Below are 15,286 nucleotides of genomic sequence, written 5' to 3' on the forward strand. Positions count from 1 at the left end.
GCCGTTCTGGCCGCCACCCCCCGGGGCACCGCTCGGGGCACCGGACGGCTGGCCCGAGGGGGCACCGGACGGGGCCTGACCGTTCGCGGAAGGCCGGCCGGAGGGGGCGCCCGAGGGGGCACCGGACGGGGCGCCCGACGGTGCCTGGCAGCTCTGCTGCCCGGAGTTGCCGTTGTTCGAGGTGGACGACGACGAGTCGCTGGAGCCGCACGCCACAAGGAAGAGGGGTGCGGCCGCCAGCAGGGCGACGGCGGGGACGAGACGTGCACGCTTCATGAGAGACAGCTCCAAGAACGATGAAGAGTTCGTGGGCGGCATCGAATCAACGCAGCTTTGGGCTCTCTTGGGTTCGCGCTGTGCCAAACCTGTGCGAAGGGCAAAGCGATCGCCAACTCACCACACCTGACCTGGCCTTTCACGCTTCTCGCGCAACTCGGCCCTGATACAGGCTCGTGACGGAGGCGGCCGCGGCGGCCAGTTCGGCGCGCGCTTCAGGAGGGTCCAGCACCTCCAGGCGGTCGGCGAAGACCAGGAGTTGGCGCACCTCGCCGGGCACGCCGTACGACAGCCGCGCGGTCAGCCACTCGCTCTCGCCGTCGTCCTCGGGCGGCTCCGCCAGCCAGGCCGCCTGGAGGCGCAGGAACATGTCGAGAAAGGAGCGCCGCACCCGCACGGTGACGTCGACACCGCCCGGCCTTTCCTCGACCCGGCGCCTCAACTCCTCCCACACGTCGGCGAGTTCGACGCCGGTACGGCGCCCGACGGGGTCGTCCAGGACGGCTGCGGACCGCACCCGGTCCGCGCGGAAGAGCCGCGGCCTCCCCCTCAGGTCGGCGACGAGGTACCAGACGCCCGCCTTGGACACGAGCCCGTACGGGTCGACGGTGTACGTACGCGGTTCCGTGTCCCCGCCGTGCCGGTAGCGCAATCGCAGTCGCCGGTCCGTGAACACCGCGTCCTGGAGAGCGTCCAGGTCCACGGGTTCCTGGGGTCCGCGTTTCCAGCGGGCGGAGTCGACGAGGATCCGGCGGCCGGTGGTCTCGGCGGCGGGCCGGTGCGGTGCGGGCAGCGCGGCCATCACCTTGCGCAGCGCGGAACCCAGCGCCGCGTCCAGGCCGAGCGCGGCGTGCGCCCCCTGCGCGGCCAGCACGAACAGGGCCCGCGACTCGTCGGCGGTCAGCCCCGTGACGTCCGTACGGAACCCGGCGAGCAGCTCGATCCCCCCGTGCCGCCCGCGCTCGGCGTACACCGGCACCCCCGCCGCCGACAGCGCCTCCACGTCCCGGTAGATCGTCCGCACCGACACCTCCAGCCGCTCCGCCAGCTCGTGCGCGGGGACCCGGCCGCGGGTCTGGAGCAGCAGCAGGATCGAGAGCAGTCGGTCGGCCTTCACCGGATCAGGGTCTCGCATGCGGGACCGGCGCCTCATCCGGGCACGGGGGCCCCTCGTGCGGGTCGCCCTGCCGGACGGGCCGCGTGAGGGCCGCCCCTGCGAACCGGCGGTGACGGCCCTCAAAGGGGCCGACGCCTACGGCCGGATGGCGGCCTGGCTGGGCCGCAGGCCGCTCAGTCCGACAGCCTGACGCGCGCCAGCTGCCGCGACTGTGCGACCAGCCGGTCCGCGCTGTCCCAGACCTCGGCGTCCTCCTCCAGGAAGCCGCCGGCGAGGTTGCGGGTGACGATGGCGACCCGGAGCGGTCCGGGCGCCGGACGGCACCGGACATGGACGGTCAGCTCGACCGTCGGGACCCAGCCCGTGACGCCCAGCTCGAAGGCGGTCGGCGGCAGCGCGTCCACCGCGAGGAGCAGGGTGAACGGGTCGGCGTCCCGGCCGTCGGCGAGCCCGAACCAGGCCCGCGTCTCGCCCTTGCCGGAGGGCGCGCCGAGCGCCCAGCCGAGTGTCGCGGGGTCCAGCTTCAGGAGCAGCCGGTCGGCGAGCGCGGAGCCACCGGGGATGGGGGCGGGGGCGTCCTCCGAGCCGAAGCACTGCTCGATCGGCGGGATCGCGGGCGGCTTCGCCGTCGTACGGACGTCGTCCGGGAGGCTGTCCAGGTCGCCGTAGGAGGCGAGGACGCGTATCCGCTCGACCTCGCGGCCCTCGTCGTCGTACTGGAAGAGGGAGGCCTGGCCGGTCGACAGGGTCCGTCCGGTGCGGACGACGTCCGTGCGCACGACGGCCTGGCCGGGCCGGGAGGCGGTCAGGTAGTGCGCGGAGATCGTGAACGGGTCGTCGTGCGGGAGCGCGTCCGCGAGCGCGCGACCCAGGACGGCGAGGAGGTAGCCGCCGTTGACGGCGCCGGTGATGGCCCAACCGGCGGAGAGGTCGATGTCGTAGACACCCTCCTCGCGCCGCGTGGCCGTCGTGTCGCGGTCGAACTCGCTGTTGCCGATGGTCGCCTGGGATGCCTGAGCCATGGCGGTACCGTACAACAAATAAATACTAAGCGGTAGCTTATGTGGTGCGGTGAGGTCTCGCCTCGGCCGGAGCGACCCGGCCGCCCCGGCCGGAGGGAGCCCCTCGCCTCGGCCGGAGGGACTCGCTCGTCACCCCTCCTCGACCGCCGCGGACCGCCGGTTCCATGCCCTCGGCGCCCGCCAGTGGTACCGCATCGCCAGCAGCCGCAGCACGAAGGCCGTGACCGCGGCGAGTGCCGACGTGAGGGGGTTCAGGGCGTCCTGGCTGATGCACAGGACGATCAACCCGGCGCCGACCATCGCGGGCACGGCGTACAGGTCGCGGTCCCAGCGCAGCAGCGAGGGCACCTCGTTGGCGAGGACGTCACGGAGCACACCGCCGCCGACCGCCGTGGCGAGGCCGAGGGCGGCGGAGGCGGTCAGGCCCAGGCCGTACTCGTGCGCCTTGGTCGTGCCCGCGACACAGAAGAGGCCGAGGCCGGCCGCGTCGAAGACGTTCACCCCGGTCTGGATGCGCTCCACGTGCGGATGGAGGAAGAAGACGAGGAGGGCGGCGAGCAGCGGGGTGAGGAAGTAGCCGAGGTCGGTGAAGGCGGCCGGCGGTACGGCGCCGATGACCAGGTCCCGGAACAGCCCGCCGCCGAGCGCGGTCACCTCGGCGAGGACGGCGATGCCGAAGACGTCGAAGTTCTTGCGGACGGCCAGCAGCGCGCCGGAGATGGCGAAGACGAAGATGCCGATCAGATCGAGCGGGTAGGGAGACACCCATATATTGTGACGCAACAGCAAGCCCCCGCCTTACATTGCAAGGCGGGGGCTCGTTCTCGCTTACTTGTCGTCGGTTTCCTTGGCGACTTCGGGCTCCTTGGCGGCCTTGGTCTCCGCGGGCGCCTCGGGCTCCGCGGGCGCCTCGGGCTCCGCGGGCGCCTCGGGCTCCGTGGGCGCCTCGGTCTTCTTGACCGCGTCCGGTACCAGCTCGCCCGCCTCCTTCGCGGCCGTCAGCAGGACGACGTCCTGGGGCTGCTGGTCCTCGAAGTTCTCGGGGTGGTGGCAGGCGACCCGCTGGCCGGGCCTCAGCTCGGCCAGCGGCGGCTCGGTGGTCGTGCAGACCTGCGTGGCCTTCCAGCACCGGGTGTGGAAGCGGCAGCCGCTCGGCGGCGCTATCGGCGAGGGAACATCGCCCTTGAGGAGGATGCGCTCGCTCTTGGCGCCCCGGCGCGACGGGTCCGGGATCGGCACGGCAGAGAGCAGCGCCTTGGTGTACGGGTGCATCGGCGTCGCGTACAGGGAGTCCCGGTCGGCCAGCTCCACGATCTTGCCGAGGTACATCACGGCGATGCGGTCGGAGACGTGGCGGACCACCGAGAGGTCGTGCGCGATGATCACGTACGTCAGGCCCAGCTCGTCCTGGAGGTCGTCCATCAGGTTGACGACCTGGGCCTGGATGGACACGTCGAGCGCGGAGACCGGCTCGTCGGCGACGACCATCCGGGGCTTGAGGGCGAGCGCGCGGGCGATGCCGATGCGCTGGCGCTGGCCGCCGGAGAACTCGTGCGGGTAGCGGTTGTAGTGCTCGGGGCTCAGGCCCACCAGCTCCAGGAGGCGCTGGACCTCCTTCTTCACCCCGCCCTCGGGCTCGACGCCCTGGAGCTTGAACGGCGCCGAGACGATGGTGCCGATGGTGTGCCGGGGGTTCAGCGACCCGTACGGGTCCTGAAAGATCATCTGCACGTCGCGGCGCAGCGGGCGCATGCCGGCGGTGTTGAGGTGCGTGATGTCCGTGCCGTCGAACTCGATCTTCCCGCCGGACGGTTCCAGGAGGCGGGTGATGAGCCGGCCCATGGTCGACTTGCCGCAGCCGGACTCCCCGACGACACCGAGGGTCTCGCCCCGGCGCACCTCGAAGTCGATGCCGTCGACGGCCTTGACCGCCCCGACCTGCCGCTGGAGCAGGCCCTTCTTGATGGGGAAGTGCTTGACCAGGCCCTCGACCCTGAGCAGCGGTTTCTCGTCGTCGTCGGCGCGCGGGGCCGGCACGGGGGCCCGGGTCTCAGTCTCGCTCACAGCTTCGGCGCAATCTCTTCGGTCCAGATCCGCGTACGGTCCTCCTGCGACAGGTGGCAGGCGGTGAAGTGCCGGCCGCCGACCTCGCGCAGGTCGGGGCGCTCGGTGCGGGTGATGTTGTCCTTGGGGATGTCCGCGTAGGGGCAGCGCGGGTTGAAGGCGCAGCCCGAGGGCACGTTGATGAGGCTCGGCGGCTGGCCCTTGACCGGGATGAGCCGGTCGGCCTGGGCGCGGTCGATGCGCGGCATCGAGCCGAGCAGGCCCCAGGTGTAGGGGTGCTGCGGTCCGTGGAAGATGTCGTCGACCGGGCCGCGTTCCACGCAGCGGCCGCCGTACATCACGAGGATGTCGTCGGCGATCTCGGCGACCACGCCCAGGTCGTGCGTGATGATGATGACCGCGGAGCCGAACTCCTTCTGCAGGTCCCGGATGAGGTCCAGGATCTGCGCCTGGACGGTGACGTCCAGGGCGGTCGTGGGCTCGTCGGCGATCAGCAGTTCGGGGTTGTTGACCAGGGCCATGGCGATCATGGCGCGCTGGCGCATACCGCCGGAGAACTCGTGCGGGTAGCCGTCGACCCGCTTGTCGGGCTCCGGGATGCCGACGCGGTCGAGGAGTTCGATGGCGCGTCTGCGGGCGACCTTCTTGCTGACGTCGTGGTGGACGCGGTACGCCTCGACGATCTGGCTGCCGACCTTGTAGTACGGGTGCATCGCGGACAGCGGGTCCTGGAAGATCATCGCCATGTCGCGGCCGCGCAGTCGGCGCACCTCGTCGGGGCTCGCCCCGACGAGCTCCTTGCCGTCGAGCCAGATCTCACCGGACATCCGCACGTTCTTGCCACGCGCGCCGAGGCGGTGCAGGCCCATGATCGCCAGCGAGGTCACCGACTTGCCGGAGCCGGACTCGCCCACGATGCCGAGGGTCTTGCCCTTCTCCAGCTGGAAGGAGAGGCCGTCGACGGACTTCACCATGCCGTCGTCGGTCGGGAAGTGCACCTTGAGGTCGCGCACTTCGAGGAACGCCCGGGGGGCGTCCCCTGCGCGTGCGGGCTCGCCGACGGCGGCCCCGGTCTTGGACAGTTCGGTCACGAGAGCCTCACCCGCGGGTCGATCGTGGCGTACAGCAGGTCCACCACAAGGTTCATGAAGACGACGAAGAACGCCGCGAGCAGGGTCACCCCGAGGATCGGGGGCAGGTCGTTGGCGCTGATCGACTGGACCGCGTACTCGCCGATGCCGTGCAGGGAGAACACGGTCTCGGTGATGAGGGCGCCGCCGAGGAGCAGGCCGACGTCCATGCCGAAGACCGTCACCAGCGGGGTCAGCGCGGCCCGCAGACCGTGCTTCACGACCACCTTGCGCTCACGCAGGCCCTTGGCCCGCGCGGTGCGGATGTAGTCCTCGTTCATCGTCTCCAGCATGCCCGAGCGGGTGAGCCGGGCGTAGATGGCCGAGTAGAGGAGCGCCAGCGAACACCACGGCAGGAACAGGGTGTTGGCCCACTGCGAGGGGTTCTCGGTGAAGGGGACGTACGTTCTGCCGAAGATCTCCAGCTGGTAGCTGAACAGCAGCAGGGCGAGCTGTCCGGTGAAGAACATGGGCAGGGAGACGCCCGCGAGGGCCACGCCCATGGCGGCCCGGTCGAAGAACGAGCCGGGCTTCAGGGCCGAGATGACACCGGCCGTGATGCCGCCCAGCAGCCACAGCACGGCGGCGCCGGAGGCGAGCGAGATGGTCACCGGCAGCCGGCTGGTGAGCTGCGGCCAGACCTCCAGGTGGTCCTTGAAGGAGTAGCCGAAGCAGGGGGCGTCACAGCGGACCGTGGTGGGCCCCAGGTCGTACGTGGCACCGGAGACAATGCCCTTGATGAAGTTCCAGTACTGCTCGTAGACCGGCTGGTCCAGGCCGAGGTTCCGCTTGACCGCCGCGATGTCCTCGGGCGAGGGGTTCTTGCCGATGTACTGCTGTGCCAGCTGGTCGACGGTCTGTCCGGCGAGCTTCGGCAGGATGAAGAAGATGCCGAAGGTGACCGCGGTCACGACGAGCAGCAGGATCACCGCCGCGATCGTCCGGCGGATGATGTACGAGATCACGAGGACCGGCGCCGGCGCCCGCAGGGTGTTCTCCCCGCGGGCGCCAATGCCTTCACCTGCCTTCCGGGGCTACTTCTTTTCCTTGGCACCGATGTTGAGGTAGTCGTACTGACCGCTGAAGGCCGAGGACGACACCAGGTTGGTGGCGTACGGCGAGCGGTACAGCAGGACCTTGAAGTAGGTCAGCGGCACGATGGCAGCCTGCTCCATGACCAACTTGTCGACCTCGGTGTACGCGGCGGTGCGGGCGGCCTCGTCGGTGTTGCCGATCGCGTCGTCCAGCAGCTTGTTGACCGCGGGGTCGTCAAGCTCCGACAGGTTGGTGTTGCCGGACTGGCCGATGGCCTTGCCGTGCACGATCTGCTGCAGGAAGCCGTAGCCCGTGGGCCAGTCGGAACCCCACTGCATCATGATGAGGCCGATGTTGTTCTTCTTGTTGAACGCCGGCACACCCGCGTAGTCGGAGAAGTACTTGCCCGACGGGTACTGCTTGATGTCGGCCTCGATGCCGACCTTCTTCAGCGCCTCGACGACCGCGGTGGCCGCGTCGACCTCACCCTGACGGTCGGTGCGGGCGGAGATGGAGGTCTTGAAGCCGCCCTCCTTGCCGCAGGCCTTCAGGCTCTCCTTGGCCTTGGTGACGTCACCCTTGCTGTCCGGGGTGGCGTAAGCGTCGGCCTTCTCGTAGCCCGTGACGTCGGGGGGCAGCACCGTGGAGGCGATGTCACCGCGGATCGGGCCGCCCATGGCGGTCTGCACGGCGACCTTGTCGATCGCGTACTCGACGGCCTTGCGGCAGTCGACGTTGTCGAACGGCGCGACCTTGGTGTTGATCGCCGTGTAGACGAGACGGCCGCCGGACGCGTTGTCCGTGTTGGCCAGCTGGTCCTTGTCCTTGAGGACCTGGGCCTGGGTCTGGGCGTCGACACCGGTGCCCTGGATGTCGATCATGGTGTCGCCGGACATGACGTCCTTGTCGATGGTGGCCTTGTTGACCTTCAGGTTCACCACGATCTTTTCCGGGTACTGCTTGCGCAGCGGGTCCGTCTTGGCGTCCCACTCCGTGTTGCGGACGAGGACGATCTGCTTGCCCTCGTCGTACTTCTGGAACTTGTACGAGCCGCTGGAGACGACCTTCTTGGTGTAGTCGACGCCGGTGTCCTTGGCCTTCGGCACCGGAGCCGTCTGCGGCATGCTCGCCAGGTAGTCGAACTCGGAGAACGGCTTGTTCAGCTTGAAGACGATCGTGTGGTCGTCCGGGGTCTCTATGGACGAGATGCCCTTGTCGCTCTTGTCCGCGTAAGGACCCTTGTACTTCTTCGGGTCGTCCAGCATCTGCTGGAAGTAGTTGGGGCCGAGCGAGAGCACGTCACGCGAGAAGTTGGAGCGCTCCACGGCGTACTTGACGTCCTTGGAGGTGACCGCGGTGCCGTCCTCGTACTTGACGCCCTGGCGGATCTTGTACGTCCAGGTCTTGCCGCCGTCGCTGGGCGTACCCGCGCTCTCGGCCAGGTCCGGGACGAGCTCGTTGCCCGCCTCACCGGCGCCGGGCTTGAACGTCATCAACGGACGCGCGTAGAGGCGGCTGAAGTTGAAGCCGTACGCGTAGTACATGTTGCCCGGGTCGAGGGACTCGGGGGCGTCGGAGCTGGCGTAGGTGACCGTGCCGCCCTTCGCCGTGGACTCGTTCACGACACCCTTGGTCGCGGCGTTCGCGCCGGCGCCCTTGGGGGTGTCCTCCGTGCCGTCCTCCGCCTTGCTGCAGGCGGACAGAAGCAAGCCGGCGCTGCTCACAACCGCGACAGCGGCCATTGCTGACCTTCGCATGATGGTCGGGTTCTCCTTCGTAGTTGGACAGTTGCGTGGGACTACGGGCCACAACCGGGCCGCGGTCGCAGACGTCAGCGGCTGCGGGGGTCGAGGGCGTCCCGGAGGCCGTCACCGAGGAGGTTGAAGGCCAGCACCGTGATGAAGATCGCGAGGCCGGGAACGATCATGTACTGCGGGTCGACCTCGAAGAAGTCGACCGCCTGGTTGAGCATGCCGCCCCAGGAGGCCTGCGGCGGCTGGATCCCGACGCCGAGGAAGCTGAGCGACGCCTCGAAGATGATGTTGGTCGGGATCAGCAGGGTCGAGTAGACGATGATCGGCGCGACGAGGTTGGGCAGCAGCTCCTTGAAGAGCACGTAGGGGCCGCCGGCACCCATCCCCCGCGAGGCGTCGATGAACTCCCGCTCGCGCAGCGCCAGGGTCTGACCGCGCACGATGCGCCCCATGTACGGCCAGTTGAAGAATCCGATGACGAAGATCAGCACCGAGATGTGCAGCGGCAGTCCTTCGAGGCCGAAGGCGCCGCCCTGGAGCGTCGCGGAGATGGCGATGGCGAAGAGCAGCAGCGGGAACGCCAGGAAGGTGTCCATCAGCCGGCTCACGACCGTGTCGACCCGGCCACCGTAGTAGCCGGCGACCAGGCCCAGCACCACTCCGATGGCGTTGGACAGGATCGTCGCGCCGAAGGCCACGACCAGGGAGACCCAGGAGCCCTCCAGGATGCGGGCGAGGATGTCACGGCCGAACTTGGGCTCGACACCGAGCGGGTGGTCCCAGCTCATGCCGCCGAAGTCACCCTTGGGGAGGGATGTGTTGGCGTCGATCAGATCCTGGTTGAAGGCGTTGGGGTCCAGCCCCAGCAGCGACTGCAGCGGCCTGGAGAGGGCCGCCATCAGGATCAGCAGGACGACGATGAGACCGCCGGCGACCGCCACCTTGTCGCGCTTGAAGCGGGTCCAGGCGATCTGGCCTAGCGAACGGCCCTCGATCTTCTTGGCCTCGACACCTTCCAGCACGGCTTCGGGCTGCGCCTCGGCCTGCGATCCGGTCGTCTCAATGGGTGCGGTCATCGTCCCTCGTGCTTGCCCGTGCCGGTGGTTGCCGACTGTGCCTGACGGCCGCCCGGGTCTGCGGTGCGGTCCGTCACCACTGCTGTTCTCTCGGTTGCTCTGGGTTACTGCTTGGTACGAGAGGAGACGCGGTATCGAACTTCACCGTATGAACAGCGCGTTCGCCCGATCCCCCCATCGCTCTGGGGGAGTCTTCAACGGTCGCGCGATCAGGCACCAGACCCGGCGGCGAATGTATGCGCAACCGTGATGTGGCCAGCAGGGTTCCGCTATCCGGACGTGACGCTCTGTTGAGCGGTGGGGGCGGCGGTCACCTGCGACCCGGGGCGCACATCGACGGGGTCGGGGCAGTCCCGCACGGGGCGCGAGCGCTCAGTACCTGCTCGGGTACCCGTACCCGCCCGCCGCGGGGGCCTGCGCCGGGGCCGCGTGGGCCTCGCGGTCGTAGAAGGGGCGGGCGCCGGCCCGCAGCCACATGGCGACCGGGTCGTACTCGTCGGACATGGCGACGGTGGAGACGGGCAGGCCGTCCGGGACCGCGCCGATGGACTGCTGCATCATCCCGCGCACCGAGTCGACGGCCGGCGGCGAGGTGTCGTACACGTCGAGGCCGATGGCCAGGTACGGCGCGCCGAGCGCGGGCTGCACCCAGGCGCGGCGCAGCGAGCGCACGGCGGGCGTGCGGTGGGCGTTCTGCGTCAGCAGGGCGTAGAACTGCGGGATCTCGATGGCCGGCTCGGACAGCCGGAGCGGGCCCGCGGGCTGACGCTCCAGGCCCGTGGCGATCCGGCGCAGGTCGAGCCAGGGGATGCCGACGCCGCCGCCCGGCGCGTGCGGGTTCAGCCAGAGGCCGTAGTGGTCGGGGTAGAGGGTGCGGGCCACGTCGAGGCCGTCGACCACCTCGTAACTGCGGTTCCAGCCACTGGCGGAGAGCTCCTGGGCGGAGGTGACGCACGGGGCGTAGTTGAAGCCGTCGACCTCCATGTTCCCGTACTGCGCGTCCGGGGAGCCGGCCTGGCCGTGCCAGAGGAGCATCCAGATCTGGCCGGAGGACGGGCTGGCGAGGGCACGCAGCAGCGCCTCGTAGGCGTCGTAACGCCCGGGCGTCACCTGCCGCAGCATGTGCTCGACCTGCCCGGTGGCGATGCGGCTGCCGCTCGCGCTCACGTTGGCCGCCCTTCGATGTGGACCGTGGTTGGTGTTGGACCCTGGTTACAGGAACCAGCTTAGGTGGTGTGCAGGTTGAGCCGGTCAGGGCTCGGGGGTTGTCGTGCGCCGCGGGCCGCGGCGCCGTCGTGGCTGGTCGCGCGGTTCCCCGCGCCCCTGAATGAATCCGGTCAGTAACCCTGTTGGTAGAAGGGCCGTACTTTTTCGCGGAGCCAGTCGCCCACCGGGTCCTGGGCGACGTCGAGGAAGACCATGTTGACGGGCCACGGGACGGGGGCCCTGGTGAGGGCCCGGCCGAGGGCGGCCAGGGGGAGGGCCCGGTCGGCCTCCCAGGAACCCAGTTCGACGCCGATGAACATGACGGGGTCGGCGGTCTCGATGGAGGCGAGGCAGCGGCGGGCGGAGAGGACCACCGCGGTCGCGGCGAACTCGGCCGAGGCGGCCGCGAGGAAGTCCACGGGGTCGTCCTGCCAGTCCGGCTCGAACAGCCGTACGCGGGCACCGTTCGCCGATCCGTCCAGCGGGGTCCGCCCGGCCCGGCACAGCTCGGCTACGGCGGGCGGCGGCAACGGCATGCCCACGACACCGTCCGGGTTCAGAGCGAGGCCGATCTGCGGGGGCAGGCCGCGCGCGAACTCGACGGCCGGGGCGATCGTGAACGACATGTGGCTGCCGACGACCTGGCGGAACTGCTCCTCGGAGCTGAAGACCGGCACATACGCCTGGCCGTCGAACTCCATCGTGGGCAGATCGAGCTGACCGCTGGCCGGGCCGCCGCCCTCCGGCAGCGGCACCCATACGAAGCTGCGGGCCAGCACCTCCACGATCCGCGCCCCGGCCTGGGGCACGCCGAGCGACGCGGACAGCACCTCCTCGAGCTCGTTGCCGGGCCACCCGCCGTGCCCGTGGGGATGTGCCTGTGCCGGAAAGTCCGCCGGGAAGTCCATCTGCTGCCTACCGCTTTGGTCCGTGATGCTGTTGTCCCTGCACCTTAATGCCACCGGCTCACCGGGGGCGCCCCTCAAGGGGCGCGGGACAGCGCCGACCGGCGGCCCGGCCGCGTGGGCGCGACCAGCCACGACGCACCCGCGGTCCGCGCCGCACAGGACCCCCGACGCTCCCCCGGATCTCACCCCACGAAGTCGATCCGCTTCAACACGTCCGCCGCGGCCCGGTCGATGATCACCGCAGCCCCGCACCCCTCCGGCAGCCTTCCCCGCTCCACCGCCCGCAGCAGCTGCCTCATCGCCCCCCTGTGCCGGGCGAAGGCGTACCGCGACACGCCCCGCCCCCGCTCCCGCTGCCCGTCCCGCGCCTCATCGGGCGTCACGTCGAGCAACAGCAGATGCAGGGTGCCGCCCCGCCTTCTGGCCTCACGCGCGAGCCAACTTCGCACCCACGCCTGCGCCCCGCAGTCGTGCACGACGACACCCTCCCCCGAGCGGAGGGCACGCCGCAGGCCCGCGTAGTGCGCGAGGCGCACGAAGGGCCGGTAGGCCGCGTACGGCAGGTGGCGGGCGAAGCGCGCGTCGAAGCGGTCCCGGGTGTCCTGGGAGTCGATCCGGACGCCGGGCACGGACCGCCGCATCAGCGTCGACTTGCCGCTGCCGGGGAGCCCGGTGACCACCACCAGGTCGTCCGGTCCGAAGGACAGTCCGTGGGGGCTCCGCCCGGCGCGCTCCCTGAGGTCGCGGACGACCGGCCTCGGGAACGGGCCGCACGCCTCACCGGCCGGTACGACGGGCTGCTTGGGCATGGCGATGCCCGAAGTGGTCGCGTACGCCGTGGTCCTGTTCACCGTGATCGTCCTCCCCAGGGGGATGGGTATGGAGTCCCATCCCCACAGACCGTAAAGAAAAGGTAATGCCCGATCCCTCCTGGTTCAGTCCTCGTATGGCCACAAGAGTGCTACGGACCACTGTGTCTGCCTGTGCTCGTCGTGTCCCCACCTGTGAAAGGTCCCCCTGCCGCACCACGTCGATGCGTGCAATGATGTGCGCGCCAACTGCATACCGGCCGCTTGAATCCGCGCGGGAGAGCTCCCAGCAGTCTCGCTGGGGCGCCGAAGGAGCAAGTCCCTCCCTTGAATCTCTCAGGCTCAGATACCGCGTGGGCGAGGCACATCTGAAAAGCGGGCCGCACCTGCACTCTTGCAGGGACGGCTCCACCCAAGGTGCAAACCATGACCACCGGTACGTACGGTCGTGGTGAACCTCTCAGGTTCCGATGACAGATGGGGAGGATCGCCCTCGCCTGTCATGCCCTGGGAGCAGAACCGATGAGCAGTAGCCCCACCGCTGGATCGCGCCGTACCGCGCTCGATGCCCTGCATCGCTCGCTCGGTGCGACGATGACCGACTTCGCAGGCTGGGACATGCCCCTGCGCTACGGCTCCGAACGCGACGAGCACACCGCCGTCCGCACGAAGGCCGGCCTCTTCGACCTCTCCCACATGGGCGAGATCACCGTCTGGGGCCCGCAGGCCGCCGCGCTGCTCGATCACGCCCTGGTGGGCAACATCGGCGGTGTGAAGCCCGGCCGCGCCCGCTACACCATGATCTGCCGCGAGGACGGCGGCATCCTCGACGACCTGATCGTCTACCGCCTGGGCGAGAGCGAGTACATGGTCGTCGCGAACGCCTCCAACGCCCAGGTGGTACTGGACGCGCTCGTCGAGCGTTCCGCCGGGTTCGACGCCGAGGTGCGGGACGACCGGGACGCGTACGCGCTGCTCGCCGTCCAGGGCCCCGAGTCGCCCGGCATCCTGGCCGCCCTCACCGACGCCGACCTCGACGGTCTGAAGTACTACGCGGGGCTGCCCGGCACGGTCGCCGGGGTCCCCGCGCTGATCGCCCGGACCGGGTACACCGGTGAGGACGGCTTCGAGCTGTTCGTGAAGCCGGAGCACGCCGTCGAGCTGTGGCAGGCGCTGACCAAGGCGGGCGAGGGCGCGGGCCTGGTGCCCTGCGGGCTGTCCTGCCGGGACACGCTGCGCCTGGAGGCGGGCATGCCGCTCTACGGGCACGAGCTGACCACCGGGCTGACGCCGTTCGACGCCGGGCTCGGGCGGGTCGTGAAGTTCGAGAAGGAGGGCGACTTCGTCGGGCGTACGGCGCTGACGGCGGCTGCCGAGCGCGCCGCCTCGGCCCCGCCGCGCGTCCTCGTCGGCCTGGTCGCCGAGGGTCGCCGGGTGCCGCGCGCCGGATACCCGGTCGTCGCCGACGGCGAGGTGATCGGAGAGGTCACCTCCGGCGCTCCCTCCCCGACGCTGGGCAGGCCGATCGCCATGGCGTACGTCGACGCCACGCACGCCGCGCCGGGCACGGCCGGTGTGGGCGTGGACATCCGGGGCAGCCACGAGCCGTACGAGGTCGTGGCGCTGCCGTTCTACAAGCGGCAGAAGTGACACCTTCGTAGTCGTCCGCCCGTAGTCGTATGCGTGGTCGTGCACGTAGTCGTTCACAAGCGGCACCCGTGCGGACCCCGAGAGTGACACTGGGCACATCCGCGCTGCTCAACAGCGGTTTCAGCAGTCCCCCCTTCCTCACCACTCCCCCGCGTACAGGAGAATTCAGGCCATGAGCAACCCCCAGCAGCTGCGTTACAGCAAGGAGCACGAGTGGCTGTCGGTCGCCGAGGACGGCGTCTCGACGGTCGGCATCACGGAGTTCGCGGCGAACGCGCTCGGCGATGTCGTCTACGCCCAGCTTCCCGAGGTGGGCTCCACCGTGGCCGCGGGCGAGACCTGCGGCGAACTGGAGTCCACGAAGTCGGTCAGCGACCTGTACTCACCGGTCTCCGGTGAGATCACCGAGATCAACGAGGACGTCGTCAACGACCCGTCGCTGGTGAACACCGCCCCGTTCGAGGGCGGCTGGCTGTTCAAGGTACGTGTCGCGCAGGAGCCGGACGACCTGCTCACCGCCGACGAGTACGTCGCCCACACCGCCGGCTGAGAAGACGAGGTCGTACGCATGTCGCTTCTGAACACGCCCCTGCACGAGCTGGACCCGGAGGTCGCCGCCGCCGTCGACGCCGAGCTGCACCGCCAGCAGTCCACCCTGGAAATGATCGCCTCGGAGAACTTCGCTCCCGTCGCGGTCATGGAGGCCCAGGGCACCGTCCTGACCAACAAGTACGCCGAGGGCTACCCCGGCCGCCGCTACTACGGCGGCTGCGAACACGTCGACGTCACCGAACAGATCGCCATCGACCGCCTCAAGGACCTCTTCGGCGCCGAGTACGCCAACGTCCAGCCCCACTCCGGCGCCTCCGCCAACCAGGCCGCCCTCTTCGCCCTCGCCCAGCCCGGCGACACCATCCTCGGCCTCGACCTCGCCCACGGCGGCCACCTCACCCACGGCATGCGCCTGAACTTCTCCGGCAAGCAGTTCAACGTCGTCGCCTACCACGTGGACACCGCCACCGGCCTCGTCGACATGGCCGAACTGGAGAAGCTCGCCAAGGAACACCGCCCCAAGGTGATCATCGCCGGCTGGTCGGCGTACCCCCGCCAGCTGGACTTCGCCGAGTTCCGCCGCATCGCCGACGAGACCGGGGCCCATCTCTGGGTCGACATGGCGCACTTCGCGGGCCTGGTCGCCGCCGGACTGCACCCCAACCCCGTCGAGCACGCGGACGTGGT

Annotated in this window: 16 protein-coding genes and 2 riboswitches; of the genes, 4 read left to right on the forward strand and 12 right to left on the reverse strand. The window is 69.9% G+C overall.

Annotation, left to right across the window (positions count from 1 at the left end; translation table 11 throughout):
- Together AWZ10_RS06685 and AWZ10_RS06690 are read right to left on the reverse strand one after the other, a co-directional pair.
- Positions 1-276, reverse strand: a 276-nt coding sequence (locus AWZ10_RS06685; RefSeq protein WP_060890657.1) for a hypothetical protein, incomplete at its 3' end; no start/stop codon positions are given.
- 139 nt (positions 277-415) lie between these two features.
- The gene (locus tag AWZ10_RS06690; RefSeq protein WP_046704413.1) at positions 416-1,393 is read right to left on the reverse strand and encodes a helix-turn-helix transcriptional regulator; all 978 of its coding nucleotides are present in this window, start codon (positions 1,391-1,393) and stop codon (positions 416-418) included.
- A 16-nt stretch (positions 1,394-1,409) separates the two neighbouring features.
- Between AWZ10_RS06690 and AWZ10_RS51385 the strand changes: the two genes are divergently transcribed.
- Positions 1,410-1,583 carry a hypothetical protein gene (locus AWZ10_RS51385; RefSeq protein ID WP_159015038.1) on the forward strand — a complete coding sequence of 58 codons (174 nt, stop codon included), beginning with the start codon at positions 1,410-1,412 and terminating at the stop codon, positions 1,581-1,583.
- Here the strand turns inward: AWZ10_RS51385 and AWZ10_RS06695 are convergent.
- From AWZ10_RS06695 to AWZ10_RS06740, 10 genes are all read right to left on the reverse strand, one after another.
- Positions 1,567-2,415: a thioesterase family protein gene (locus tag AWZ10_RS06695; protein ID WP_046704412.1), complete on the reverse strand. Its 849-nt coding sequence runs from the start codon at positions 2,413-2,415 to the stop codon at positions 1,567-1,569. The genes AWZ10_RS51385 and AWZ10_RS06695 overlap by 17 nt on opposite strands.
- A gap of 129 nt (positions 2,416-2,544) precedes the next feature.
- Positions 2,545-3,180, reverse strand: coding sequence for a trimeric intracellular cation channel family protein (locus tag AWZ10_RS06700; protein ID WP_060890653.1), 636 nt, complete (start codon positions 3,178-3,180; stop codon positions 2,545-2,547).
- A 63-nt stretch (positions 3,181-3,243) separates the two neighbouring features.
- Positions 3,244-4,479, reverse strand: a complete 1,236-nt coding sequence (locus AWZ10_RS06705; protein WP_060890654.1) for an ABC transporter ATP-binding protein — start codon at positions 4,477-4,479, stop codon at positions 3,244-3,246.
- Complete coding sequence (locus AWZ10_RS06710) at positions 4,476-5,570, reverse strand: ABC transporter ATP-binding protein (protein WP_060890655.1); 1,095 nt, start codon at positions 5,568-5,570, stop codon at positions 4,476-4,478. Before AWZ10_RS06710 ends, AWZ10_RS06705 begins: the two co-directional genes overlap by 4 nt.
- Positions 5,567-6,574 (reverse strand): ABC transporter permease, encoded by a 1,008-nt coding sequence (locus tag AWZ10_RS06715; RefSeq protein WP_046704408.1) that lies wholly within the window; start codon positions 6,572-6,574, stop codon positions 5,567-5,569. Before AWZ10_RS06715 ends, AWZ10_RS06710 begins: the two co-directional genes overlap by 4 nt.
- A gap of 69 nt (positions 6,575-6,643) precedes the next feature.
- Positions 6,644-8,401, reverse strand: coding sequence for an ABC transporter substrate-binding protein (locus tag AWZ10_RS06720; RefSeq protein ID WP_173531497.1), 1,758 nt, complete (start codon positions 8,399-8,401; stop codon positions 6,644-6,646).
- 74 nt (positions 8,402-8,475) lie between these two features.
- Complete coding sequence (locus AWZ10_RS06725; protein ID WP_046704406.1) at positions 8,476-9,474, reverse strand: ABC transporter permease; 999 nt, start codon at positions 9,472-9,474, stop codon at positions 8,476-8,478.
- A 372-nt stretch (positions 9,475-9,846) separates the two neighbouring features.
- On the reverse strand, positions 9,847-10,641 hold the full coding sequence (locus tag AWZ10_RS06730) for an enhanced serine sensitivity protein SseB C-terminal domain-containing protein (RefSeq protein ID WP_046704405.1): 795 nt from the start codon (positions 10,639-10,641) through the stop codon (positions 9,847-9,849).
- A gap of 170 nt (positions 10,642-10,811) precedes the next feature.
- Complete coding sequence (locus AWZ10_RS06735) at positions 10,812-11,588, reverse strand: enhanced serine sensitivity protein SseB (RefSeq protein ID WP_046704404.1); 777 nt, start codon at positions 11,586-11,588, stop codon at positions 10,812-10,814.
- A 182-nt stretch (positions 11,589-11,770) separates the two neighbouring features.
- Complete coding sequence (locus AWZ10_RS06740) at positions 11,771-12,439, reverse strand: AAA family ATPase (RefSeq protein ID WP_107084491.1); 669 nt, start codon at positions 12,437-12,439, stop codon at positions 11,771-11,773.
- A gap of 223 nt (positions 12,440-12,662) precedes the next feature.
- Positions 12,663-12,759, forward strand: a riboswitch (glycine riboswitch).
- Positions 12,760-12,884: riboswitch (glycine riboswitch) on the forward strand.
- 35 nt (positions 12,885-12,919) lie between these two features.
- Here AWZ10_RS06740 and gcvT point away from each other — a divergent pair.
- The 3 genes from gcvT to AWZ10_RS06755 form a co-directional block, all read left to right on the forward strand.
- Positions 12,920-14,047: a glycine cleavage system aminomethyltransferase GcvT gene (gene gcvT / locus AWZ10_RS06745; RefSeq protein ID WP_060890656.1), complete on the forward strand. Its 1,128-nt coding sequence runs from the start codon at positions 12,920-12,922 to the stop codon at positions 14,045-14,047.
- Between the two features lie 172 nt (positions 14,048-14,219).
- Positions 14,220-14,597, forward strand: a complete 378-nt coding sequence (gene gcvH, locus AWZ10_RS06750; RefSeq protein WP_037695734.1) for a glycine cleavage system protein GcvH — start codon at positions 14,220-14,222, stop codon at positions 14,595-14,597.
- 18 nt (positions 14,598-14,615) lie between these two features.
- On the forward strand, positions 14,616-15,286 hold a 671-nt coding region (locus AWZ10_RS06755), incomplete at its 3' end, for a serine hydroxymethyltransferase (protein WP_159058221.1).

This window comes from Streptomyces europaeiscabiei (assembly GCF_001550375.1).
Taxonomy (GTDB): Bacteria; Actinomycetota; Actinomycetes; order Streptomycetales; family Streptomycetaceae; genus Streptomyces; species Streptomyces europaeiscabiei.